The organism is Microlunatus speluncae (assembly GCF_009299835.1).
GTDB classification, from domain to species: Bacteria; Actinomycetota; Actinomycetes; order Propionibacteriales; family Propionibacteriaceae; genus Microlunatus; species Microlunatus speluncae.
The window spans coordinates 524725-546848 of record NZ_VKCZ01000020.1; the positions used below are offsets into that span (position 1 = coordinate 524725).

A 22124-nucleotide genomic window follows, 5' to 3' on the forward strand; every position below is an offset into this window, starting at 1 on the left:
CGCGACGATCTCCGTTCAGGTGGCTGATGTTGACAGCCACCCTAGATCGGGAGCTAGCGCTGCGGCCCGGCGCGCACCAGATCGTGGACGGCCGCGAGATCGAGGGCGTGCGGATCGAGATCGGTGAGCAGCCAGGTCGCCCCGGCCGCGACATACGGCGCCGGGTCGGTCTCCGGCTCCAGCGCCACGACGAAGTCGTACGGCGCGGTCGGATCCTCGCGCAGCGCGGTGACGGACTCGACGGCCTCGGCGAGTTGGTCCGGATGGGTCAGGTTGACCGGGAAGAAGCCGTCCCAGGCCGCCGCGCGACGGCGCGGCCGGATCTTCCCGGGGAAGCCGGCGACCCACACCGGGATGCTCGGCTGGGCCGGCCGGGGCAGGAACTCGAGGCCGTCCACGGTGTAGTGATCACCCTGATGATCAACACGCTCGCCGGACCAGGCGCGGCGCAGGATGGTGAGCGACTCGTCGAGCATCGCGGCTCGGGTCGGCTCGTCGTTCTGCTCGCCGGTCCGGGAGTACTCACCGCCGAATCGATCACTGCCGACCCCGACGCCGAGCACCAGCCGACCGTCGCTGAGCAGGTCGAGCGCCGCCGTCTCGCGGGCCACCCGGACCGGCCGCCGGCGCGCCAGCGGCGACACCATCGGGCCGATCCGGAGCCGGCTGGTGACCGCCGCGATCGCGGACAGCGGCACCCACGGATCGAGCACGGCCCGCACCGGCTCCCGCCAGTTCACGTGGTCCCAGACGAAGAATCCGTCCCAGCCCGCCTCCTCGGCCGCCACGGCGAGCCGGAGCACGGCCCGCGGGTCGGCGAGGTCGTCGAACAGCGGCAGCCAGACCGCGGAGTTGATCACCGTCTCGGAACTCATGGGATGACGGTACGGCGACCGGGTCGATCTGAACAGCGATCCTTTCCGATGCTGATGATCGCGTCCTACGATGTTCCCGTGCTCGACGACATGATCATTTCCGCTGCAACCGTCGACTGGGCCGGGACGGCCGACGGCACCCGCGAATCGGCCGAGTTCGTGATCAGCCGCGACTACCTCACGTTCACCATCGCCGGCAGCGACTACGAGTTCGTCAGCTGCCTCGACCTGATGATCGACGGCGCGATCGTCCGCAGCGAAACCGGCCGTCGCTCACCCACCCTGGAGCCCGCGACCTGGCGGGTGAGCGACCTTCGAGGCCGGACGGCGCGACTGCGGCTCGTCGACCGCGCCGCCGCCGAAGGGGGACGGATCGAGGTCGGGCCGATCACGCAGACCGACCGGCCCGCCGTCCCGCCGGTGACGGTCGAGCCGCTGTACCGGGAGGCGTACCGACCGCAGTTCCACTTCACGGCCAGACAGTGGGCGATGACCCGGCTGAATCCCCAGCAGCGCGAGGAAGGCTGGCTGAACGACCTCAACGGCCTGGTCTTCTACGACGGCGAATACCACCTGTTCGCCCAGCGGTGGAACAAGTGCTGGATCCACGCGGTCAGCGAAGACCTGGTGCGCTGGACCGAGCTGGAGCCGGCCTTCTTCGAGGAGGCTCTGGGCACCGGCGTACAGTCCGGCAGTTGCGTGATCGACTACCAGAACTCCTCCGGCCTGAGCCCGGATCCGGCGATCCCGCCGATGGTGGCGTTCTGGTCCCGCTGCGACAACCGGTCCCAGTGTCTGTCCTACAGTCTTGATCATGGCCGGACCTGGACCCACTATGCCGGCAACCCGATCTTCGATCGCCCGGAACGGGACCCGATCGTGTTCCGTGATCACCGCCGGGATCGGTGGGCGATGGTGCTCTACGGTGATCAGCAGTATCACGTCCTGACCTCGGACGATCTGCTGCACTGGACCGACACCGGCCAGCCCATCGCCGACAGCTTCGAGTGCCCCGACCTGTTCGAGCTCCCCGTCGACGGTGATCATGAGCAGAGCCGATGGGTGCTGGTCCGCGGCGACGGACAGTATTCGGTCGGCACCTTCGACGGCGAGCGATTCCAGGCGATCAGCCCGGTCCGCACCGTCGATCTCGGCGAGAACTTCTATGCGACCCAGAGCTGGGGCAACACCGACACCGGCGACGGCCGGCGGATCCAGGTCGCCTGGATGCGGGACGGTGTCTTTCCGGACATGCCGTTCAACCAGCAGGTCAGCTTCCCGTGCGAATTGAGCCTGCGCAGCACTCCCGACGGGCTTCGGCTGCACCGCCGGCCGATCCGGGAGCTCGAGACCCTGGTGCTGGCCCGCGACCTGCCACCGGGCGGCACCCTCGAAGCCGACGAACCCTGGGAGCTCGAGCTCGGCTCGGAGCTGGCGTACGTCCAGCTCGGACTTCGGCTCGAAGCATCGGCCAGGCTGATGATCACCACGGCCGGTCAGTCGATCACGCTCACCCGGGACGCGGTGATCGTCGCCGGCCGGCCGACGCCGTTGACCCGGCCGGTGACCGAGATCGCCCTGCTCCTCGACCGTACGTCCACCGAGATCTTCGTCAACGACGGCGAGCTGTCGATCACCCGGTGCCGACTGCCGGCCAAGCCCAAGATCAACTTCCGGGCCGAGCACGGCGCGGTCCGGTTCGAATCGGTTGACCTCGCCCAGCTGACCTCGGCCTGGCCCGACGACGGCCGCTGATCGGGGAATCCGCCGCCGGGTCTGACCGGTCGGAAGTTCCCCGTTCCGCCAACGATCGTGGGAGCTCCGACTCCGGGTGGGTCACGTGTGTCACGACACTATGACCGGGGACCAGCGGCCTCATCCTCGCGGGCAGCAGTTCGGCACTCGCGGTGGAGGCCGGCGGCGGGGTCGGATTCCTAGCGTGACGTCATGACGATCCTCCTCTCCGACCCGCAGGTCCACGACGTCCCGGTCCACGACGACGGCGAACCGATGGTGCTGCTGGACGCGTCGTTCGGTCCGGCCTACGCGGCGGTGCGGGCCTCCTTGGCACAGCGGCTGCTGCTGGCCCGGGACCGGCTGCCGGCCGGTGTCGGTCTGCGCGTCGCCGACGGCCACCGCTCGCTGGCCGACCAGCAGGCGATCATCGCCGGCTACGCCGCCCAGCTGTCCCGGCTGCATCCGGGCGTCGACGCCGACACGCTGGAGCGGCTGACCAGTCGCTTCGTCGCCCCGGTCGCGGTGGCCCCGCACGTGGCCGGCGCCGCGGTCGACATCACCCTCGCGTCCACCGTCGATGGCCGCGAGCTCGACCTCGGCACGCCGATCGACGCGACCCCGGAGCAGAGCTGTGGCGCCTGCTACTTCGACGCCCCGCAGGTGACCGGCCGGGCCCGGGCCAACCGTGACCTGCTGGCCCGGGTGCTGTCCGGCGTCGGGCTGGTGAACTACCCGACCGAGTGGTGGCACTGGAGTTACGGCGACCGCTACTGGGCGCTGGTCACGGGCGCGCCGGCCGCCCGCTACGGCCCGGTCAGCGCCCGACTGGTCCTCGCATGACGGCCCTGTCCGAGCTGGCCCCGCCCGCCACCGCCCGGGAGGCCAGGCCGGCCGACAGATCCGCCCTGCTGACGGTCGACCTGGCGGCCGTCGCCGGCAACGTCCGGACGATCGCCGCCAGCACCGACGCCACCCTGATGGCCGTCCTGAAGGCCGACGGTTTCGGGCACGGCGCCGTCGCCGTCGCCGAGGCCGCCTTGGCCAACGGCGCCACCCGGCTGGGCGTCACCGGCATCGGCGAGGCGCTGGCGCTCCGGGCTGCCGGCGTGACCGCTCCGGTGCTGAGCTGGCTCAATCCGGTCTCGGCGCCGTTTCGGGAGGCGATCGCCGCCGACGTCGAGCTGGCCGTGCCGGGGCTGCCGCACCTCAACGCGGTGATCCAGGCGGGGCGCGGCGCCAAGGTGCATCTGCAACTCGACGTCGGGATGGCGCGCGACGGCGCTGCGCCGGCGGACTGGGCCGAGCTGTGCGCGGCGGCCCGGGCGGCGGAGAAGCGGCGGCTGATCCGGGTGGTCGGGGTGATGGGCCATCTCGGCTGCGCCGACCGACCGGGCGATCCGTGCAACGCGGCCAGCCGGGCCCGCTTCGAGTGGGGTGTGCAGACCGCCCGGGACACGCGGCTGCGGCCGACCCAGTTGCATCTGGCGGCGACGGCGGCCACGGTGACCGATCGGCGCAGCCACTACTCGATGGTCCGGGTCGGCGCTGGGCTGGTCGGCATCGACCCCTCGCGGACCGTACGGCTGCGGCCGGCGATGACCCTGACCGCACCGGTCGTGTCCGTCCGGCAGGTCCGGGCCGGCACGCTGGTCGGCTACGGCCACGCCTGGACCACGCCGACCGCGACCCAGCTGGCCCTGCTCCCGCTCGGGTACGCCGACGGACTGCCCCGGGCCGCCTCCGGCCGAGCCGAGGTCCTGGTCCGAGGCCGGCGCCGGCCGGTCGTCGGCGCGATCTCGATGGACCAGACCGTGGTCGACCTCGGCCCCGACCCGGTCGACCCGGGCGAACCGGTGACCGTCTTCGGCCCGGGCGACGGCGGAGAACCGACCGTCGCCGACTGGGCCGAATGGGCCGGCACGATCGAGCATGAGATCGTCACCGGCATCGGGTCGCGGGTGCCCCGGAGGCTGCGATGAGCCGCCGGATCGCCGTGATCGGCGGCGGCCAGAACTGTGAACACGAGGTCTCGCTGGCCTCGGCGGCCGCGGTCGCCGACGCGCTGACCGAGGCCGGCTACGCGGTGCTCCGGCTGAGCATCGACCGGCGCGGCGGCTGGCGGGTCGAGCCCGGCGGGGCGATCGACCTGGCCGACGCGGTGCGGGTGCTGCGCCGGTGCGAGGTGGCCGTGCCGGTCGTGCACGGGCCGCACGGCGAGGACGGCACGCTGGCGGCGCTGTGCGAGCTCGCCGGCGTCCGCTATGTCGGCTCCGGCGTCCGGGCCGGCGCGCTGGCGATGGACAAGTGGGCGACCAAGCTGGTCGCCGCCGAGCTGGGCATCGGCACCGCGCCGGGCGTGCTGCTCGGGCCCGCGACCGCGCCGGCGTACCGCTGGATCGGGCCGGTCGTGGTCAAGCCGGTGGCCGCCGGCTCCAGCCGGGGCGTCACCCTGGTGACCGAGCCGGAGCGGCTGGAGCCGGCGCTGGCCGCGGCCTTCGCGCTGGACGACCGGGTGCTGGTCGAGGACGTGATCATCGGCCGGGAGATCGACCTGGCCGTGCTCGGCCGGCCCGATGGCTCCCGCGATGTGGCGCCGAGCCTGGAGATCGTCGCCGATGGGCTCTTCGACTACGCCACCAAATACGGCGGGCGCGCCGACTTCCGGATCCCGGCCGGGCTCAGCGAGGCCGAGCGGAAGTCGCTGGCGGAGGCGGCGGTGGCGATGTTCGACGGGCTCGGCTGCGCCGGGGTGGCCCGGATCGACTTCTTCCTCACCGAGGACGGTCCGGTGCTGAACGAGGTCAACACGATGCCCGGGTTCACCGCGGAGTCGCAGGTGCCGAAGATGTTCGCCGCCGCCGGGCTCTCGTACCCGCAACTGTTGAGCCGGCTGGTCGAGGACGCGTTGACCGGGTACGCATCGACCGCGTGAAGGGCGGTGCCGGCGATGGCCGGTGACCTACGCTGCCTGTTTGTGGAGCTCTCCGCTGATCGGCCGGCCGGATGACCGCCGTCGCCCGGCGCCCGGCCCGGCACGGCGCCGCCCACTGGGTGCCGGACGTCCTGGTCGGTGTCGTCGTCGCCCTGCTCGGCCTGGCCGAGATCGCGACCACGCCGGTGACCGTTCCGGACGAGCGAGCGTCGATGCTGGCGGTGGCCGTCGTGACCGGCCTGACCGTCGGCCTGATCCGCCGGCTGCCGGGCCTGGCCCTGGCGCTGGTCTGGCTGACCTGCTCGGTCCAACTGCTGACCGACACCGGTCTGATGCTGGTGCAGCTGTCGGTCGCCCTGGTCGCGTTCGGCACCGCTCGCTGGGGCCGCGCCGCGACGGTGTGGCTGAGTGGACTGTCGATCCCGGCAGCCGCGGTGATCGTGCTCGTCATCGTGTACGTCGGCGGGCTCCGCGGCCTGGCCCAGCTGGCCGGCAACAAGCTCCTGGTCGACGCGCTGCGCGAGCTGGGCACCGTCTGGCAGCTGACCGCGGCCGGCGTCGGCGTGCTGACCCTCGGCGCGCCGTGGCTGATCGGTCTGGTGCTGCGGTTCGGCGCCCGGGCCGAGGAGTCGCGGGTGTCCCAGGCGGTGGCCGAGGAGGACGCCGCCCGGGCGTTCCGGGAGACCGAGCAGGCGCGGGAGATCGCCCGGCTGCGGGAGGAGCAGGCCCGGCTGGCCCGCGACGTGCACGACGTGGTCGGCCACTCGCTGGCGGTGATCTTGGCCCAGGCCGAGTCGGCGCAGTATCGCGACGATGCCGACACCGCCCAGTTCAAGATCACCATGGCCAACATCGCCACTTCGGCACGGACCTCGCTGCGTGACGTCCGCCAGGTGCTGTCGGAGACCCAGCAGGGCAGCAGCCAGCACGGCGGGCTGGACACCCTGATCGGTGGCGCCCGGTCCAGCGGCCACGAGGTGGTCACCTCGGTGATCGGCACCGCGCGTCCGCTGCCGCCCGAGTTGGCGGAGGTGGCGTATCGGGTGCTGCAGGAGATGCTGACCAACGCGATCAAGTACGGTGACCGGGATTCTCCGGTGGCCGTCGAACGAGAGTGGGGCAACGCGTTGCGGATCGAGGTGCGAAACGTCATCGGTGATCATGGATCGACCGGGACCAGCGCCGGCGGCGGCCAGGGGCTGGACGGGATGCGCCGGCGGCTGGAGTCGATCGGCGGTCAGCTCGAGCTGCGGCGCGCCGACGGTTCGGCCGGAACGACGTTCATCGCGACCGCCTGGCTGCCGATCCGAGCCGGCACGCGATGATCACCGACGACATCTCGGTGCTCCTGGTCGATGATCAGGAACTCTTCCGCGAGGGCGTCCGGGTGATCATCGACGCCCAGGACGGGATGGCCGTGGTCGGCTCGGTCGGCGACGGGCTCGAGGCCGTCCGGGTCGTCGACGAGCTGCAGCCCGACGTCGTCCTGATGGACATCCGGATGCCGGAGATGGACGGCGTCGAGGCGACCCGGCAGATCTTCCTGCCCGAACGGGTCGCCCGCCGCGCCAAGCCGGTCCGGGTGGTCGTGCTCACCACCTTCAACCTCGATGATCGCGCCGCGACGGCGATCCGGCACGGTGCCAGCGGCTTCCTGCTCAAGGACACCACCCCGCTGCAGTTGCGCGACGCGATCCGGACCGTGCACGCCGGCAACGCCGTCCTCGCGCCGCAGGACCTGTCCACTCTGCTGGACGGCAACCTCCGGCCGCGCACCCCACCTCCACCGCCCTTCCTGTCCCTGACCGACAAGGAACGCGAGGTCTTCGCCGCCGTAGCCCGCGGCCGCTCCAACACCGAGATCGCCGCCCTCGTCTTCGCCAGCGAGTCGACCGTGAAGACCCACGTCGGCGCGATCCTGCGCAAACTGGAGCTTCGTGATCGGGTCCAGATCGTCGTCTTCGCCCACGAGCACGGCTTGATCAGCTGACCGATCGCCAGAGCGTGCTGATCATGATCACCCGGGATCGGGTTGGTCGCCCAGCGATCCCCGAGGGGCCGAGCTCAGTCCCGTCCGGCGAGGGTCCGGATGGATTTCGCGAGCTGCGCGCCGGTCGGCAGCGAGTCGCGATCGATCAGCGCCTGCATGCTCAAGCCGATGATCATGGAATGCACCAGCGATCCCAGACCACGGGCCGTTTCGGGGTCGACCTCGTCCCGGTCGATTCCCAGCGCCAACGCGGCGAAGGCCACTCGAGCATCCCCGTGGACCCGCGCCAGAGCTGATCGGATGTTCTCGTCGTGGGCGGCCTTGGAGAGACTCTCCGCGCTCGCCACGAGGATCTCGCGCTGTTGATCGATGGCGTTGACCAGGGTGTCGATGCAGATCCGGAGGCGCTCCGCGGGACTCCCGGCGGCGGCCGCGCGTAAAGCGTCGTCGATCAACGCACCCCACTCGCCTTGGGCCAGCACGGCCGCTTCGGTCATCAACGCGTCCTTCGACCCGAAGTGGTAGCCGATCGAGCCCAGATGTGACCCCGAGGCGGCGGCCAGGTCGCGGGCCGTCGTGCGGTCGTATCCCTTCTCGACCAGAAGCCGCCGCGCCGCGGCCAGCAAGTCATCCCGTTGGCTCACGCCGTGATCCTAGTGAGGCGTCGTCGCGGACCGGGGGTTGACCCGTGTTTTGGACGTACGTACGATCTAGGAGTGAATCAGGCCGGATCGCAGGCAGCAACCCGCAGGAGGTGGGCGGGCCTCGCCATCCTGCTGCTGCCCGCTGTGCTGACCTCCATGGACATCTCGGTCCTCTTCGTCGCCGGTCCGACCATCACCGATCAGCTTCGGCTGACTCCGACCCAATGGCTATGGGCGATGGATCTCTACGGCTTCGTCATGGCCGGGTTGTTGATCACCATGGGTGGTCTGGGCGACCGGTTCGGGCGTCGCCGACTGCTCCTGATCGGCGGGCTCGGCTTCGGGGCCGCCTCGGTGCTGGTCGCGTTCGCTCCCACGGGCGAGCTCTTGATCGCGGGTCGTGGCCTGCTGGCCGTCGGTGGTGCGGCGCTCGCACCGTCGACGTTGTCCCTGATCCGCGAACTCTTCGTCCTCGACCATGAACGTCGACTGGCGTTGGGCGCCTGGACCGCGGCCTTCGCCGGTGGGGCGGTCTGCGGCCCGATCGTCGCCGGCATCCTGCTTGATCACTTCTGGTGGGGCTCCGTGTTCCTGTTGAACGTGCCGGCCATGCTGCTGCTGCTCTGCCTGGCGCCGATCTTGGTGCCGGAGTCGCGCGTGCGTTCGCGGACGCGGTTCGATGTCGTCGGCGCGGGAACATCGCTGCTGACCGTCCTGTGCCTGGTCTTCGCCCTCAAGCGGGTGGTGCTGCACGGGTTCGACCCGTCGGCGATCGGGGCGGCGACGATCGGCCTGGCGAGCATGATCATCTTCGTGCTCAGGCAACTCCGGACCACCGATCCGCTGATCGACGTGACCCTCTTCCGATCACGGCCCTTCTCCGTCGGCGTGGTCGCCAATGTCGTGGTCGCCGCGACGACCGGTGGGGTCGGAGTGCTGGTGTTTCCCTATCTGCAGGTGGTTCACGGCCTGAGCCCGTTCTGGTCCGCCGTGTGTGGATTGCCCTGCCTCGCCGGGTCGTTCCTCGGTGCCGCCGTGGCGGCACGCCTCGCGCCGCGGCTGCCGACGGGTCCGGCGATCAGCCTGGGGCTGGTCTGCTGCGCGATCGGTCTCGCCGGTTCCGGGTTGACCGCCGGCAGCCCGACCTACGGTGGATTTCTGGTCGGGTACACGATTCTGATCTTCGGCTGCGGCCTGACGGCGACGTTGGCGACCTCGGTGGTGATCGGACAAGCGCCGGAGACCGGCGTCGGTGCGGCGGCCGGGCTCTCCGAATCGAGCAATCAGCTGGGCACGGGGCTCGGCATCGCGGTCTTCGGTGTGTTGGCGACCGCCAGTTATCGGGAGAACATGGATCCAGCGAACGATCCGTCGGCGGCGCGATCACTCACGGACGCGATCGTTGCCGCCCAGACTCTTTCTGATCATGAAGCCGGGGCACTGTTGCACCGGGCGCACGCCGCCTATGCCGCGAGTCTCGAGGCCGTCGTCCTCGTCGCGGCGCTCGGCACCGGTCTGCTCGCCGCGGCTCCGGCTGTGCTGCTGCACCGGTCGCGCGGGCGGACCGACCTCGGCGGACCTAGCGCGTGATCAACTGGCCTTCGCCTTGGCCTTCTGGCGCCCGTTGGGCACCACGCGCTTCGGGCCCTGCTGCTCGGCCCGGGTCGGGTAGGTGACGATCAGGTGCTCGTACCAGTTCTTCGGCATCGGCTTGGCCGACAGTTCCTTGATCCGGTTCTCGCCGACCTGCAGCAGGAAGCCGGACATCCGCTTGCACTCGCCGGCCCACGCGTCGAACTCTTCCTGGCTGTCCAGGATCGGGCAGGCGCCGACGACCTTGACGATCCGCGCGGTCGCGTCGCTCACCGGCCCCGGCGTGTACAGCCGGGCGGTCGCGTACGTCTCCATCACCGACGACTGGGCCTCGGTGAGCGCCAGGGCGACATCGACGTTGGACTGTCGCCCGAGGGTGGCGTCGGCGCGGAGCAGCATTGCCCGCCGCGAATACTCCTGCAGATCGTTGAACAGCGCCACGCAGGTCTCCCGGGTCCGGCCGATCTCGTCGATCGTCACGGCGCGCGCCTGCTGGTCCCGACCCCGGGCCAGATCGAACTTGCGTTGCGCGGAGGCCGCCCGCCAGGCGCTCGCCGCGCCGACGACGCCGCCGACCAGGACCGCGATCAGGAGAGTCCACCACGGCGCGTCGGCTTGCGACAGCAGCGTGAACATGTCCCCCGGCATGCGGAACACAGTACGGCGCTACCCCCTTGCTCGTCTCCCCGGCCGGTGCCTGTCTTACGTGGCAACCACGTCGCGACCCCCGTTCGGTGCAACATCGGCGGGCTCGGCTGCGTGTAGTCGCCGAATCGGGACTCGTTGCGCGGCAACCTTTCCCGGCTCTGCTCCGTAGGGAGGCAAAGCAGTGCGGGCTGTCGTCGTCGTATCGGTTACTCCATACGTCCGGGCAACGCCGCACTTCCTTGACTGGGTCAACGTACGGTCGTCGGCGGGAACGGGGAAAGACATGTGTGGAATCGCGGGCTATGTCGGGTTGCGGGCGGAGCAGGGTGAGCCGTTGCTGCGGATCCTGGCCGACGCTCAGGCGCATCGGGGCCCGGATGGGGCGGGCTGTTTCGTGCACGGGACCGTCGGGCTGGCACACCGCCGGCTCGCGGTGATCGATCGGATCGGCGGGGATCAGCCGTTTCGCTGGGGTCGGTACGTGCTGAGCTACAACGGCGAGGTCTACAACTTCCGCGAACTGCGGGACGAGTTGCGGCGGCTGGGCCTGGTTTTCCGGACCCGCAGCGACACCGAGGTGGTCGCGGCCGCCTGGGCGACCTGGGGCGTCGCGGCGCTGGACCGGTTCAACGGGATGTTCGCCCTCGCGGTGACCGACACCGAGACCGGTGAGACGGTCCTGGCGCGGGACCAGTTCGGGATCAAGCCGCTCTATCTGGCCTGCGCGCCCGGGCGCGTGCTGTTCGCCAGCGAGCTGAAGCCGTTGCTGGCCACCGGGCTGGTCGACCGGCGGCCGGACGAGGTGACCCTGTTCCGCTATCTGCGCTTCCGGGTGCACGACGACACCGACCGGACGTTCTTCGCCGGGATCAGTCGGCTGCTGCCGGGCGAGCTGGCCCGGATCTCGCCCGACGGCACGGTGGTGCGGCAGCCGTACACCTCGCTGCCCGCTCAGTTGCGGGAGGCGGCGGCTCAACCGGGACGGCCCTACGGACCGGCCGCCGCCGAGGAGTTCGCCGCCATGTTGCAGGCCGCGATCCGGCGTCGGCTGGTCGCGGATGTGCCGGTGGGTACGGCCCTGTCCGGCGGCCTGGACTCGTCCACGGTGGTGGCGACGGTCAACCGGCTGCTGCTCGACACCGACGGCGAGGTGGGCCCGATCGGCCACCGGCAGCAGTCGTTCTCCGCGGTGTTTCCGGGCGAGCTCAACGACGAGGAGCGCTACGTGGACGCGGTCGCGGCCCGCTGCCGGTCGCTCACGGTGCACAAGGTGCGGCCGTCGCCGGTCGGGTTCCTGGCCGACCTGGAGGATTTCGTACGCACGCAGGAGGAGCCGACCATCTCGACCGGGCCGTATGCGCAGTACTGCGTGATGCGGACCGCCGCCCAGCACGTCACGGTCATGATCGACGGACAGGGCGCGGACGAGCTGATGGCCGGCTACGTGCCGTACTACCTGGTCAAGCTGCGCGAGCTGCGCCGGCTCGGTGATCATCGACAGTTGATCATGGAACTGGCCCGCGCTCAGGACGTGCTCTGGCGACTCGGCCGGTTCACCGTGCGGGATCGGCTGGCCGGTCGGGCCGCCGTCTCGGCCGGCTCCGTGCTCAGTGCGGATTTCCAAGCACAGCACGGAGATCAGCAGTTGATCACCGTCATCGACGACCTGAAGGCACGGCTCGAGAACGACCTGTTCCGGACCAGTCTGCAGTCCCTGCTCCGGTACGAAGATCGCAACACGATGCGCTTCTCGATCGAGGGCCGGGTGCCGTTCCTGGACACCGAGCTGGTGCGGCTGCTCTGGTCCCTGGATTCGAGCGCGATCCTGCACGCCGGGTGGAACAAGCGGGCCCTCCGCGACGCCGCCCGGCCGCTGCTCCCGAGCTTGATCACCAAGCGTCGGAACAAGATCGGCTTCACCACCCCGGAGTCCACCTGGTTTCGCGCGATCGGTCCGCGGCTGCGCCGGATCCTCGCCAGCGACTCCTTCGGCAGCCGGCCCTACTTCGACCAGGCCGCGGCCCTGGCCGCCTTCGACGCCTTCCTCGCCGGTCGGGCCGCGGCCGAGACGATGCTCTTCTGGCGGATGATCAACGTCGAGCTCTGGCTGCGCGAGTTCGTCGACGTGCAGCAGGCCTGGCCCGCCGCGAGTTCGGCGTTGGCCGCCGCCTGACCACCGATCGCCCCCGGCCCGTCGAAGGGTGGGCGAGCCGGCGTGTTCGTTCTCTGAGCCTGTCGAAGAGCAAGCCAGATCGGGGTGTTTCGTACCCGCAGCCCGCCGCAAGGCCGGCGAGGGCATTGCCCGCCTGCGAAACTGCCGGGATGGAGTCCTCGCCGCCAGCCGTCCCGGGCGAGCCGATGCGTTTCCGCGGGAACGCATCCGACTGGCTGATCGCCTGGCATTCGGCGGACGCCATGCTGGCCGGCACGTCCAACGGAGCGGCCGGGATCTGCGTCGCGGGCGGCCGGTTGGTGCTGATCAGTCCGGACAACGTGCACTGGGGATTCCCGGCCGGCAGGCCCGAGGGTGACGAAACGCCGGCAGAGACCTTGCGTCGCGAACTGCACGAGGAGGCCTGTGTCGAAGTCCTCTCGGCCAGGCTGCTCGGCTTCGCCCGGAGCGAGTGTGTCGGCGGCCGACTGCACGGGACGGTCCTGGTCCGTTCCTACTGGCGGGCCGAGGTGCGGATCGGGCCGTGGGAACCCGAGCACGAGATCCGGCATCGGCGGATCGTGCCGGTCGAGGAGGCGATCCAGGTGGTCCGGGATCCCGACCATGTGGCGAGCAGGATCTCGCACCGCGCGCTGACCGAAGCTGGTCTAGTCCGGGTCGCAGATTGATGTGACTTGGTTCACTTCTGGGTCTAGGCAAGTCCACGTCCGTGCCGTAGGTTCCATTCCGGGGGGATGGTAAATCTCAACCTAAGGAGTGGGCATTATGGGAAGTGTTCACCTACGACGTTGGGTGCGGACTGCGGCGGTTGCCTTGGCTGCGGTCTCACTCACCTTCACGTTCGCGCAACCTGCGCAAGCGGCACCGGCCGGGTTGCCCGGCATCGACGTGTCGCACTGGCAGGGCTCGATCAACTGGACGGCGGTCAAGAACGCGGGCATCAAGTTCGCCTACATCAAGGCGACAGAGTCCACGAACTACAAGGACCCACGGTTCAACGCCAACTATCCCAACGCACACGGCGCCGGGGTCATCCGCGGCGCGTACCACTTCGCTCGGCCCAACGGCGATCCGACGGCGGACGGCGCGGCCGAAGCGAACTACTTCGCCTCCAACGGAGGAGGCTGGAGTGCCGACAACCTGACCCTTCCCGGCGCGCTGGATCTCGAGGGCTCGTGCACCCTCGGCCAGGCCGCCACCCGCACCTGGGTCAGGAGTTTCTACAACACCTACAAGGCCCGCACCGGCCGGGACGTGGTGATCTACACGTCGCGCAGCTGGTGGAATGCCTGCACGGGCGGCACGAGCGAGTTCGCGCCGCTGACTCCGCTCTGGGTGGCCAGCTGGACATCGGCGTCCAGCCCGACCATGCCGACCGGGTTCGGTGGCTACACCTTCTGGCAGTGGACCGATTCGGGTTCGGTGTCAGGCATCTCCGGAGCGGTTGACCGGAACGTGTTCAATGGCAGCGACGCCAGACTGTTGGCGCTCGCGAACAACACGCCCTGAGGGAGGGGTCGATGGGCCCTGAGTTGATCGATTCGACCGGTGATCATCGGTGTGACGCGATCACTCAGGGCCTGATCGGCATCATCGACATCGCCTTCCCCGATCGACTCCGCGGGGTCTATCTGCGCGGCAGCCGGGTCGGCGGCACGGCCGTCGAGGGCAGCGATCTCGATCTCTTCGCGATCTTCAAGGGTCAGTTCGCCGATCGGGCCGAGTTTGACCGGGCCCGCCGGCTCGTTGATCATTGCGCGCGGCTGAGCCCCGTGCTGCTGGAGGTGATCGTGCTCGGCGAGCAGGTGCTGACCCATCCGCAGGCGATCAGTACGGCGCTGAACCTGAAGCTGGCCACCCGGCTGCTGTACGGAGGGGACCTCCGGCCCGGGCTGCCGGACTTCGACGCGGCCGGCTATCTGCGCTCGGTGATCCACACCCCGCTGAACAGCTACCTCTTCCCGGATCAGCGCACCGAGCCGCTGCCCTTCCCGCTCTGCCACATCGAACCCGATGGGCCGTTGTTCGGATTCGACCGGTGGCCGACGCCGGATGTGGAGGGCATCGAGCGGCCGAGCACGAAGTTGCTCGTCGCGACGGTCGGCTGGACGGCCACGGCGATCATCGCGCTCCGCACCGGCCGGTACGTCCGCGACAAGGGTGACTGTGTCGCGCAATATCGCCAGTACGTGGGCGACGAATGGGCCGAGCTGGTCACCCGGACCCATGACCTGTGCCGCAACCACTGGCACTACCGGATTCCCACCGATGATCATGACCGGCGCACCCTGCGCGAACTCTGCGACCGGACCCTGCAGTTCCAGAACCACTTCCTGGCCTTGTATCGCGACTTCCAGCGCGCCGAGCTCGGCTCCGGCGACCCGGACCGGCAACGGCTGGCCGAGCAACGGCTGGCGCAGATCGCCTACCCGCCGTCCTGATCGATTCTCGACCGCGTGTGACCGAAATCCAGCGCCAGTCGCGGGATCACACCGCTCGGGACCGGTCCCGGCGAACGCGCGCTGGATTCCGGTCACCAGCAGCACCCCGGCCGCGCAGCGAGTTGATCAAGCCTTGGGCCGGAGCGACGGGAATCAGCCCGGCGCCGGGCCGCTTCGCGCCCATTCCGTCGGCTTCGCGGCAGCTACAGAGGGGGCGAAGGCAGGAGAAAGGGGGCGAAGGGGCAGGAACGGCCGGAAGCAAAGCGCAGCGGTCCCGGGTGATGGTCAGGCTGGGCCGCTGATGCACACGCGCTGATACTCCGGGCGTCGTACTGTGGAAGCTGCCGGGCTTCAGGTTCGCGGACGCTCTCCGATCGTCCCGCCCGCAGCCCTTCGCCGGCCGCATCCGATTCCACTCCAGCCGACCATCCCGCGCTCAGCCTCGCCGAGACGTCACTCGTGCACCGACACGCCGTCAGAACCGGTGCGTTAGTGACGGGTCGGCGGGTGGAGGGTGGCCAGGGCTCGGCGGAGTTGGGCGACGTTCTGGTCGGTGCCGTCGCGGTCGCCGATCGTCACATGGTGGGCGATGTGACCGATCTGCAGGGAGACGGTGGCGGTGGCGATCGTCCGCCGCAGGTCGTCGTCGAGTTGGCGGCCCTGACCTTCGAGGATGGTGGCGAGATCGTCGGGGGCGAAGGTCGTTGACAGGTAGGCGAACTCGCCGAGGGCCGAGCCGCCGTGCCACATGCCCCAGTCGATCAGGCAGCTCACGCTGTGGTCGGCGGCGACGAAGACGTGCTCGGGGCTGAGATCTCCGTGGCAGAGCACGAAATCCGCGGCCGGCGGATTCAACGACGGCTCGAGGGCCGCCAGGGTCTGCTCGAGTTCGGTGGGGGTCAGTCCCGCCGCCGCGAGTCGATCATGCTCGGCCCGACGGTCCCGGATGTAGCCGTGCCGGACGCCGGCCGGGTCGGGCCACCGGCCGTCGTCGTCGGGTCGCCACACCCCGGGGGTGCGGATCTGATGGAGCCGATCGATCACCCGGCCGAGATCGGTCAGCACGGCTCGGCGTTCGGCCGGGCCGAGCGAGGGCAGGAGTTCCTTGAGCTGCCGGCCCGGAGCCGGCGTGATCACCATCGCGGCCCGCGGTCCTCGTTCGTCGGGCACCTCGTCGACCCCGATCACCTCGGGCACCGGGACACCATGATCACGGGCCTGGGCCATCGCCCAGAGCTCGTCGTCGAATCCGCCCGGTCTGCGCCGGATCCGGACGAAGACCCGGGTCGACGGTTCAAGATCAACTCGGTAGACCTCGTTGTCGTAACCACGGACGATCCGTTGTGTGGCTGCGACCTCGGATCCGGTGACCCGATGGACCAGCGCCGCGACCTGTTCCCGCGGCGTCGCGAACTGTGCATGCAGATGTGCCAGGAATCGCGACTCCGTCATGGCACCATCGAGTCACACCGAGTCGCCGCCCGCAAAGGGTTTTCCGAGGATTGACGCCGCTCGGAACGGTGCACGAAGGTGTGTGGTGTTCACCGTCGGACCTTGGGGGCAAGGAATGGCAGACGTTCGATTCATGACCAAAGAGCTGTCGAAGAAGACCTGGCCGGACTACGAGCGGTTCTTCCACGGCAACGGTCGCGGCAGCTGTGGCTGCATGCTCTATCCGCGCGGTCGACCCCTGGCGGCACCGCGTGCCACCGACCCTGGCAGCAAACAGCTGCCCAGCCGTGATCTTCGCCGGGAGCAGAGTCTGAGCGAGATGCGGGGCCTGGTCGAGGGTGGGCGGGGGCACGGGATCCTGGTGTACGGAGAGGGGCAGGTGGTCGGCTGGTGTCAGTACGGCCGGGTCGAAGATCTTCCGGTCGCGCCGACCAAGCGGACCCCGGACTGGATGCTGGCTGCGGACCCGACCTCGGACTGGCGGATCACCTGTTTCCTCACCCTGCCGGGATATCGGCGGCGCGGTGTGGCAACTCTGGCGCTCGCGGTGGCCGTGCAGTCGATCCGTCAGCGCGGCGGCGGCTGGATCGAGGCGCGGCCGGTCGTCCACTGTCATTACGATCCCGAACTGGGCAAGGCGCGGCGAACCTTCGGCCCGCGATCCCGGGAGGTCGCCGAGCACCTCGAGCTCTGGCCGGTCCAGAACGTGCCGCGAGTCGGCTGGGTCCGGGCCGCCGAGTCCGGTGGCAAGACCGCCCCACACCGCGGCACGATGTCGATGTTCGAACGGCTGGGCTTCACCGTCGCCGGCCGGGACGGCGAGACCGGCGTGCTGATGCGGCTACACGTCTGACGTCGGCCAGGCGGCGCGGATCCGGTCGGCGTAGGTGCGCATCCGGTCGGCGTCGACCCAGTCGCCCCGGGTGCCGTAGAGGCCGTCGTCGCGGAAGCGCGGAAAGACGTGCAGGTGGTAGTGCCAGACGTCCTGGTTACCGGCCGGCTCGTTGTGCTGCCGGGTGGATACGCCCGCGCAGTCGAATGCGGTCTTGAGCGCGAGGGCGGTGTCCCGGATCGCTTGCTGCATAGGGGTTCCGAGGTCGGCCGGCAGGTCGTAGACGTTCTCGTGATGATCATGGGGCACGACCAGCGCGCTGCCCGGGTTGTTGGGCCACCACTTCGGGTTCAGCCGCACCGTGACCCGCTGATAGCGGCGCAGGATCTCCAACGGCCGGGTGGCCCGAGCCGGGTCCTCGCGGCAGAACGGGCAGTCGTAGTCGGCCGGCTCGTGGTTGTACATCCCCCGACGGTAGCCGGTCGCAGAATGATCAACTGGGCCAGGTGACCGGTGGGCCGAACGGGGCGGGGAGTTCGGTCAGCGGCTTGATCGCGGCCGGCGGGAAGTCGGTCCAACCGGCCTGGGGGTAGCGGTCGGCATGCAGATGTCGATCAAGGAACCGTTGCCAGCGGCGCAGGGCATCGACCGCCTGCGGGACGGTGATCTTGCCGCCCTCGATCGCGTCGCCGAACTCGTCCAGATCGAGCATCCGGTGGTGCCGGGCATCGGCCGGGATCATCACGTCGATGAACAGGTCCCGCAGCACGAAGGTGGTCGGGTCCGGCTGGTCGACCGTGATCAGGTCGACGTACCAGGTGCCTTCGTCGGCGGCCGGGACCTCGACCCGGTTGCCGTTGCGGAGCGTGGCCTTGCGCCAGCAGGGGATGTTGAGGCTGACGCCGAGGTCCAGCAGGACGAAGGTCCGTTGCAGGCTGGTCCGGTCGGGCCAGGGCTCGAACCGTTCCGGGGCCGCCATCTCGTACGCCAGCACGTTGTCCAGGCGGACGCCGGGTAGCGGACCGAACAGGTCGTCCGGATCGTGTTCGTAGCCGCCGCAGTGAACCTCGACCGGTTCCGGCTCGTTGATCACGACCGGAACGGTAGCAGTCGTGGAGGTGCCGGCCCTGAGCCTGTCGCGGGTGGCCCGCTCAGGCTTGCCCTTCGACAGGCTCAGGGAACGTTGGGTGGGTGTGAGCTCAGGCAACTGTCGGGTGGGTGGGAGCTCAGGGAACGTTGGGGAGTGATCAGGCGGCGGCGGGGCCGAAGACCAGGTGCAGCACACCGTTGTCGTATGCCTCGGAGTTGATCAAGGACAGCGGCAGCTTGTCGGTGCCCTCGGGGAACAGTCGGGCGCCGGTGCCGAGCACGACCGGGTAGGTCAGCAGGTGCAGCTCGTCGATCAGGCCGTCGGCCAGCATGGCCCGGACCAGGGTGCCGCTGCCGCTGACGTACAGATCGTTCTCCGCCTTCAGCTTCCGGATCACGTCGGGGTCGTAGCCGCCGATGACCGTCGAGTTCTGCCACTGCGACTCGGGGTCCTCCAGCGTCGACGAGACGACGTATTTCGTGCTGTCGTTGAAGAAGGCGGCGCCCGGATCCTCCTCGGCCGTACGGTCCTTCCAGGCCGGGGCGAAACCCTCGAAGGTCGTCCGGCCGAGCAGCAGCGCGTCGCTGCCGGCGGTGATCGCGCCCATCCGCTCGAACATCGCGTCGGTCCAGCCGTACTCGAAGGTGAAGCTCGGATCCTCGAAGCTGCCGTCGAGGCTGATGAACTCGTGTACCCGGATCTTGCCCATGATCGGTTTCTCCTCGGTGTCTTTCAAGTGGTTACGTGGGGTGAGACCGGGGGTGGATCAGAAACTCATCGGCTCGGCTGCGAATTCTCCAAGCCGGCGAGGTCGACCAGCTCGAGATCGTGCTGATCCTGGGCCAGCGCCGCGCGCAGCGGCCGTTCGTGTGAGCTGCCGACGATGGCGAGCAGCCGGCCGCCGGGGATCAGACCGGATGCCTCGCGCAGCCGGGCTGCCATGGCCAAGTTCCGAGTGCGCCACTGGGCCAGCCGGGCCCGCATCGCGCCGGTGGGGTCCGGGAAGGTGACCCGGCTGCCACTTTCGTTCTGCTCCAGGTATTCGGAGAACTCGGGCGTCGTGACGCCGACCCACTTCAACCAATGATCATGATCGGTGTCGTTGCCGGGCGGCCGGGTCGTCGTCAGGTTGGCATGCTTCCACCAGGATCCGTCGGTCGAGGTCCAGTCGTCCGGCATCCGATCGAGGAGACCGACCCCGGCGTGATCATCAAAATGGATCAGCTCGCGGTGACCGAACTCGCGGGCCAGCGCGACGCCGACCCGGACCCGCTCCGACGGCGAGGTCTCCAGCCGGGCCAGGAACGAACGGGCCGGCTCGCGAAGATCGGCCTCGCGCCACGGCAACAACAGCGCGTTGTCGGGCTCGCGGGCCAGCAGCCAGCCCAGCACCCGGTCGGTCAGTGACGACTGCGGATCGGTGGCCACCCGCCGGGCCTGCCACACGGACCACGGCCGCTCGCCGGCCACGGCTGCCGCCCCGGTCCGGGCATCGGGCGCGCCGCCGACCGAGAAGTCGGCGAAGGCGCCACCGCGCTCCTCGTACTCGACCACGAGGTGCCCGGGGAGGTTCTCGATGCCGATCAGGTCCGGGCGCCAGGCCCGGAGCAGGTCCCGGCCGCGGGCGATCGCCGCGTCCGGCACCTCCGCGCTGAGGTGTGCCACCCCGACGATCAACAACTGCGTCGATCCCGACCCCCGAAGACGAATCATGATCAGACCGTAGCGGAACAACTTCGACCCAGAAACGAAACTGAGATATGTAACCACCTTGACTAACTGGTTCGGGCTCGGGTTTGATGAGCGGAAGGCGAGGGAGAGGGCGGGTCGTTGGGACAGGGAGTGCTGTCGGCCGAGCCGACGAAGGCCGCGGCCGACGCGGTGGCTGAACCGGTGGCGGTGCGCCGCCGGCGGACCTTGCAGCGGCGGCTCTGGCAGGCCCGCTGGTGCTATCTGTTCATCCTGCCCGGCCTGGTCTATTTCGTGATCTTCCGGTACGTCCCGCTGCTCGGCAACGCCGTGGCCTGGCAGGACTACAGCCCCTTTCTCGGGTTCGAGGGGAGCCCGTGGGTCGCCTGGGACAACTTCGCCCGGTTGCTCACCGATCCCGAGGTCGCGAACGCGTTGATCAACACGCTGTGGCTGAGCGTGCTGCAGATCGTCTTCGCCTTCCCGGCGCCGCTGCTGCTGGCCCTGTTGCTGAACAGCATCCTCAGCGACCGGATCAAGCGGTTCGTCCAGTCCGTCGTCTATCTGCCGCACTTCATCGGCTGGGTGATCGTGGTGTCGATCTGGCAGGCGTTGTTCGGCGGCACCGGAGCGATCAGCGAAGTGCTCTCCGGGCTCACCGGCAGCTCGGTCAATCTGATGACCAATCCGGACACCTTTGCGCTGTTGATCACCTCCCAGGTGATCTGGAAGGAGATCGGCTGGGGGACGATCATCTTCCTGGCCGCGATGGCGCTGGTGCCGCTGGAGCGGTACGAAGCGGCCGCGGTGGACGGGGCCGGCGGCTGGCGTCGGATCTGGCACATCACGCTGCCCGGGATCGCTCCGGTGATCGTGTTGTTGTTGATCTTGCGCCTCGGCTCGGTGCTCACCGTCGGCTTCGAGCAGATCATCCTGCAGCAGGACGCGGTCGGCGCCGACGTCGCCCAGGTGCTCGACACGTTCGTCTACTACCGCGGCGTGCTCGGTGGCGACTGGGGCCTGGCCACCGCGGCCGGCCTGGTCAAGGGCCTGGTCGGCACCGTGCTGGTGCTCGGCGCCAACTGGCTGGCCAAGCGGCTCGGCGGAGAGGGGGCGTTCTGATGAGCGTTGCCGCTCGCGTGACCGAGGCGGCCGCCAAGCCGGAGTTCCGGCCGCGCTGGAACCAGCCGACCCTGACGTCCACGGTGGTCAAGGCCGTCGTCCTCGCGGTGACCGTGGTGGTGATGATCTATCCCTTCCTGTACGTGATCGCGCAGAGCTTCGCCGCTCCGCCGGGTGAGGGCACCGGCTTCTCGCTGGACGCCTACGCGTCGGTGCTGTCCGGCGGCATCGTGGTCCGGGCCCTGCTGGTCAGCATCGGGGTGACCGTGGTCGGCACCCTGCTCAGCGTGGTGCTGACCATCCTGCTCGCGTACGGGCTGATGAACACCCGCGAGGTGCCCGGCGGCCGGGTGATCTTGTATCTGGTGCTGTTCACCATGCTGTTCGGAGCCGGGATCATCCCGAATTACCTGCTGGTGAAGGAACTCGGGTTGCTGGACAGCTACTGGTCGCTGATCCTGCCCGGCGCGATCAGCGCGTTCAACATGGTCGTCATTCGCAACTTCTTCCAGGGCATCCCACGCGAGCTGATCGAGTGTGCCCGGATCGACGGCGCCAATGACTGGCAGATCCTGAGTTTGATCATGGTGCCGCTGTCCAAGGGCGTGATCGCGGTGATCGCGCTGTTCTACGGTGTCGCCTACTGGAACGACTTCTTCAGCGCGATGATCTATCTCAACGACACCGCCAAGTGGCCGGTGCAGTTGGTGCTCAACCAGTACGTGCTGCAGGGGACCCCGCTGACCCAGCTGCAGAATCCGGCCGCGCCGCCACCGCCGGCCAAGTCGGTGCAGATGGCGGTGGTGGTGCTGGCCACCGTGCCGATCCTGATCGTCTATCCCTTCCTCCAACGGTTCTTCACCAAGGGCGTCCTGACCGGCGCGGTCAAGGGCTGACCAACAAGCA

General features: G+C 69.4%; 22 protein-coding genes. 14 read left to right on the top strand and 8 right to left on the bottom strand.

Features of this window, described 5'->3' with window-relative positions; genetic code table 11:
* Positions 1–53 precede the first annotated feature (53 nt).
* Entirely contained in the window at positions 54–875 is an 822-nt protein-coding gene (locus FNH24_RS27920) for an LLM class flavin-dependent oxidoreductase (protein ID WP_152365495.1), read from the bottom strand.
* A 78-nt stretch (positions 876–953) separates the two neighbouring features.
* Between FNH24_RS27920 and FNH24_RS27925 the strand changes: the two genes are divergently transcribed.
* From FNH24_RS27925 to FNH24_RS27950, 6 genes are all read left to right on the top strand, one after another.
* A complete protein-coding gene (locus tag FNH24_RS27925) occupies positions 954–2630 on the top strand; it encodes a glycoside hydrolase family 32 protein (RefSeq protein WP_161606353.1) in 1677 nt (558 codons plus the stop codon).
* Between the two features lie 192 nt (positions 2631–2822).
* Complete coding sequence (locus FNH24_RS27930) at positions 2823–3452, top strand: M15 family metallopeptidase (protein ID WP_152365497.1); 630 nt, start codon at positions 2823–2825, stop codon at positions 3450–3452.
* Entirely contained in the window at positions 3449–4591 is a 1143-nt protein-coding gene (alr, locus tag FNH24_RS27935; RefSeq protein WP_152365498.1) for an alanine racemase, read from the top strand. The genes FNH24_RS27930 and alr overlap by 4 nt, the downstream gene beginning before the upstream one ends.
* The gene (locus tag FNH24_RS27940; protein WP_152365499.1) at positions 4588–5544 is read left to right on the top strand and encodes a D-alanine--D-alanine ligase family protein; all 957 of its coding nucleotides are present in this window, start codon (positions 4588–4590) and stop codon (positions 5542–5544) included. Before alr ends, FNH24_RS27940 begins: the two co-directional genes overlap by 4 nt.
* Positions 5545–5615: 71 nt before the next feature.
* On the top strand, positions 5616–6869 hold the full coding sequence (locus tag FNH24_RS27945) for a sensor histidine kinase (protein ID WP_152365500.1): 1254 nt from the start codon (positions 5616–5618) through the stop codon (positions 6867–6869).
* Positions 6869–7534 (top strand): response regulator, encoded by a 666-nt coding sequence (locus FNH24_RS27950; protein WP_217428616.1) that lies wholly within the window; start codon positions 6869–6871, stop codon positions 7532–7534. The genes FNH24_RS27945 and FNH24_RS27950 overlap by 1 nt, the downstream gene beginning before the upstream one ends.
* A gap of 74 nt (positions 7535–7608) precedes the next feature.
* Here the strand turns inward: FNH24_RS27950 and FNH24_RS27955 are convergent, their stop codons facing one another.
* Entirely contained in the window at positions 7609–8160 is a 552-nt protein-coding gene (locus tag FNH24_RS27955; RefSeq protein WP_246187101.1) for a TetR/AcrR family transcriptional regulator, read from the bottom strand.
* A 90-nt stretch (positions 8161–8250) separates the two neighbouring features.
* Here FNH24_RS27955 and FNH24_RS27960 point away from each other — a divergent pair, with 90 nt between their 5' ends.
* The gene (locus FNH24_RS27960; protein WP_161606354.1) at positions 8251–9768 is read left to right on the top strand and encodes an MFS transporter; all 1518 of its coding nucleotides are present in this window, start codon (positions 8251–8253) and stop codon (positions 9766–9768) included.
* Here FNH24_RS27960 and FNH24_RS27965 read toward each other — a convergent pair whose 3' ends face one another.
* Positions 9769–10419, bottom strand: a complete 651-nt coding sequence (locus FNH24_RS27965) for a hypothetical protein (protein WP_152365504.1) — start codon at positions 10417–10419, stop codon at positions 9769–9771.
* 283 nt (positions 10420–10702) lie between these two features.
* Here FNH24_RS27965 and asnB point away from each other — a divergent pair, with 283 nt between their 5' ends.
* The 4 genes from asnB to FNH24_RS27985 all read left to right on the top strand — a co-directional run bounded on the left by asnB (position 10703) and on the right by FNH24_RS27985 (position 15033).
* Positions 10703–12592 (top strand): asparagine synthase (glutamine-hydrolyzing), encoded by a 1890-nt coding sequence (gene asnB / locus FNH24_RS27970; protein WP_152365505.1) that lies wholly within the window; start codon positions 10703–10705, stop codon positions 12590–12592.
* Between the two features lie 149 nt (positions 12593–12741).
* On the top strand, positions 12742–13260 hold the full coding sequence (locus FNH24_RS27975) for an NUDIX hydrolase (protein ID WP_152365506.1): 519 nt from the start codon (positions 12742–12744) through the stop codon (positions 13258–13260).
* Between the two features lie 124 nt (positions 13261–13384).
* Entirely contained in the window at positions 13385–14101 is a 717-nt protein-coding gene (locus tag FNH24_RS27980) for a GH25 family lysozyme (protein ID WP_217428575.1), read from the top strand.
* 11 nt (positions 14102–14112) lie between these two features.
* Positions 14113–15033: a nucleotidyltransferase domain-containing protein gene (locus tag FNH24_RS27985; RefSeq protein WP_152365508.1), complete on the top strand. Its 921-nt coding sequence runs from the start codon at positions 14113–14115 to the stop codon at positions 15031–15033.
* A gap of 489 nt (positions 15034–15522) precedes the next feature.
* Here FNH24_RS27985 and FNH24_RS27990 read toward each other — a convergent pair whose 3' ends face one another.
* Entirely contained in the window at positions 15523–16485 is a 963-nt protein-coding gene (locus tag FNH24_RS27990) for a phosphotransferase family protein (RefSeq protein WP_152365509.1), read from the bottom strand.
* A gap of 133 nt (positions 16486–16618) precedes the next feature.
* Between FNH24_RS27990 and FNH24_RS27995 the strand changes: the two genes are divergently transcribed.
* Entirely contained in the window at positions 16619–17338 is a 720-nt protein-coding gene (locus tag FNH24_RS27995; protein ID WP_152365510.1) for a GNAT family N-acetyltransferase, read from the top strand.
* Here the strand turns inward: FNH24_RS27995 and FNH24_RS28000 are convergent.
* The 4 genes from FNH24_RS28000 to FNH24_RS28015 all read right to left on the bottom strand — a co-directional run bounded on the left by FNH24_RS28000 (position 17327) and on the right by FNH24_RS28015 (position 20120).
* Positions 17327–17782 (bottom strand): HIT family protein, encoded by a 456-nt coding sequence (locus FNH24_RS28000; protein ID WP_152365511.1) that lies wholly within the window; start codon positions 17780–17782, stop codon positions 17327–17329. The two genes, FNH24_RS27995 and FNH24_RS28000, sit on opposite strands and share 12 nt — an antisense overlap.
* 28 nt (positions 17783–17810) lie before the next feature.
* Entirely contained in the window at positions 17811–18410 is a 600-nt protein-coding gene (locus tag FNH24_RS28005) for a ribonuclease FAU-1 family protein (protein WP_152365512.1), read from the bottom strand.
* Between the two features lie 154 nt (positions 18411–18564).
* The gene (locus FNH24_RS28010; protein WP_152365513.1) at positions 18565–19116 is read right to left on the bottom strand and encodes a dihydrofolate reductase family protein; all 552 of its coding nucleotides are present in this window, start codon (positions 19114–19116) and stop codon (positions 18565–18567) included.
* A gap of 65 nt (positions 19117–19181) precedes the next feature.
* A complete protein-coding gene (locus tag FNH24_RS28015; protein WP_152365514.1) occupies positions 19182–20120 on the bottom strand; it encodes a hypothetical protein in 939 nt (312 codons plus the stop codon).
* Positions 20121–20237: 117 nt separating this feature from the next.
* Between FNH24_RS28015 and FNH24_RS28020 the strand changes: the two genes are divergently transcribed.
* Both FNH24_RS28020 and FNH24_RS28025 read left to right on the top strand, forming a co-directional pair.
* Positions 20238–21218 carry an ABC transporter permease gene (locus FNH24_RS28020; protein ID WP_246187102.1) on the top strand — a complete coding sequence of 327 codons (981 nt, stop codon included), beginning with the start codon at positions 20238–20240 and terminating at the stop codon, positions 21216–21218.
* Positions 21218–22114, top strand: coding sequence for a carbohydrate ABC transporter permease (locus FNH24_RS28025; protein WP_152365515.1), 897 nt, complete (start codon positions 21218–21220; stop codon positions 22112–22114). Before FNH24_RS28020 ends, FNH24_RS28025 begins: the two co-directional genes overlap by 1 nt.
* Positions 22115–22124 lie beyond the last annotated feature (10 nt).

Coding starts and splice junctions, on each gene's coding strand:
- FNH24_RS27985 (WP_152365508.1), top strand. CDS start 14,113: ATGGGCCCTGAGTTGATCGATTCGACCGGTGATCATCGGTGTGACGCG.
- FNH24_RS28015 (WP_152365514.1), bottom strand. CDS start 20,120: ATGATTCGTCTTCGGGGGTCGGGATCGACGCAGTTGTTGATCGTCGGG.
- FNH24_RS28025 (WP_152365515.1), top strand. CDS start 21,218: ATGAGCGTTGCCGCTCGCGTGACCGAGGCGGCCGCCAAGCCGGAGTTC.
- FNH24_RS27930 (WP_152365497.1), top strand. CDS start 2,823: ATGACGATCCTCCTCTCCGACCCGCAGGTCCACGACGTCCCGGTCCAC.
- FNH24_RS28010 (WP_152365513.1), bottom strand. CDS start 19,116: ATGGGCAAGATCCGGGTACACGAGTTCATCAGCCTCGACGGCAGCTTC.
- asnB (WP_152365505.1), top strand. CDS start 10,703: ATGTGTGGAATCGCGGGCTATGTCGGGTTGCGGGCGGAGCAGGGTGAG.
- FNH24_RS27975 (WP_152365506.1), top strand. CDS start 12,742: ATGGAGTCCTCGCCGCCAGCCGTCCCGGGCGAGCCGATGCGTTTCCGC.
- FNH24_RS27995 (WP_152365510.1), top strand. CDS start 16,619: ATGACCAAAGAGCTGTCGAAGAAGACCTGGCCGGACTACGAGCGGTTC.
- FNH24_RS27920 (WP_152365495.1), bottom strand. CDS start 875: ATGAGTTCCGAGACGGTGATCAACTCCGCGGTCTGGCTGCCGCTGTTC.
- FNH24_RS27940 (WP_152365499.1), top strand. CDS start 4,588: ATGAGCCGCCGGATCGCCGTGATCGGCGGCGGCCAGAACTGTGAACAC.
- FNH24_RS27990 (WP_152365509.1), bottom strand. CDS start 16,485: ATGACGGAGTCGCGATTCCTGGCACATCTGCATGCACAGTTCGCGACG.
- alr (WP_152365498.1), top strand. CDS start 3,449: ATGACGGCCCTGTCCGAGCTGGCCCCGCCCGCCACCGCCCGGGAGGCC.
- FNH24_RS27965 (WP_152365504.1), bottom strand. CDS start 10,419: ATGCCGGGGGACATGTTCACGCTGCTGTCGCAAGCCGACGCGCCGTGG.
- FNH24_RS27945 (WP_152365500.1), top strand. CDS start 5,616: ATGACCGCCGTCGCCCGGCGCCCGGCCCGGCACGGCGCCGCCCACTGG.
- FNH24_RS28000 (WP_152365511.1), bottom strand. CDS start 17,782: ATGTACAACCACGAGCCGGCCGACTACGACTGCCCGTTCTGCCGCGAG.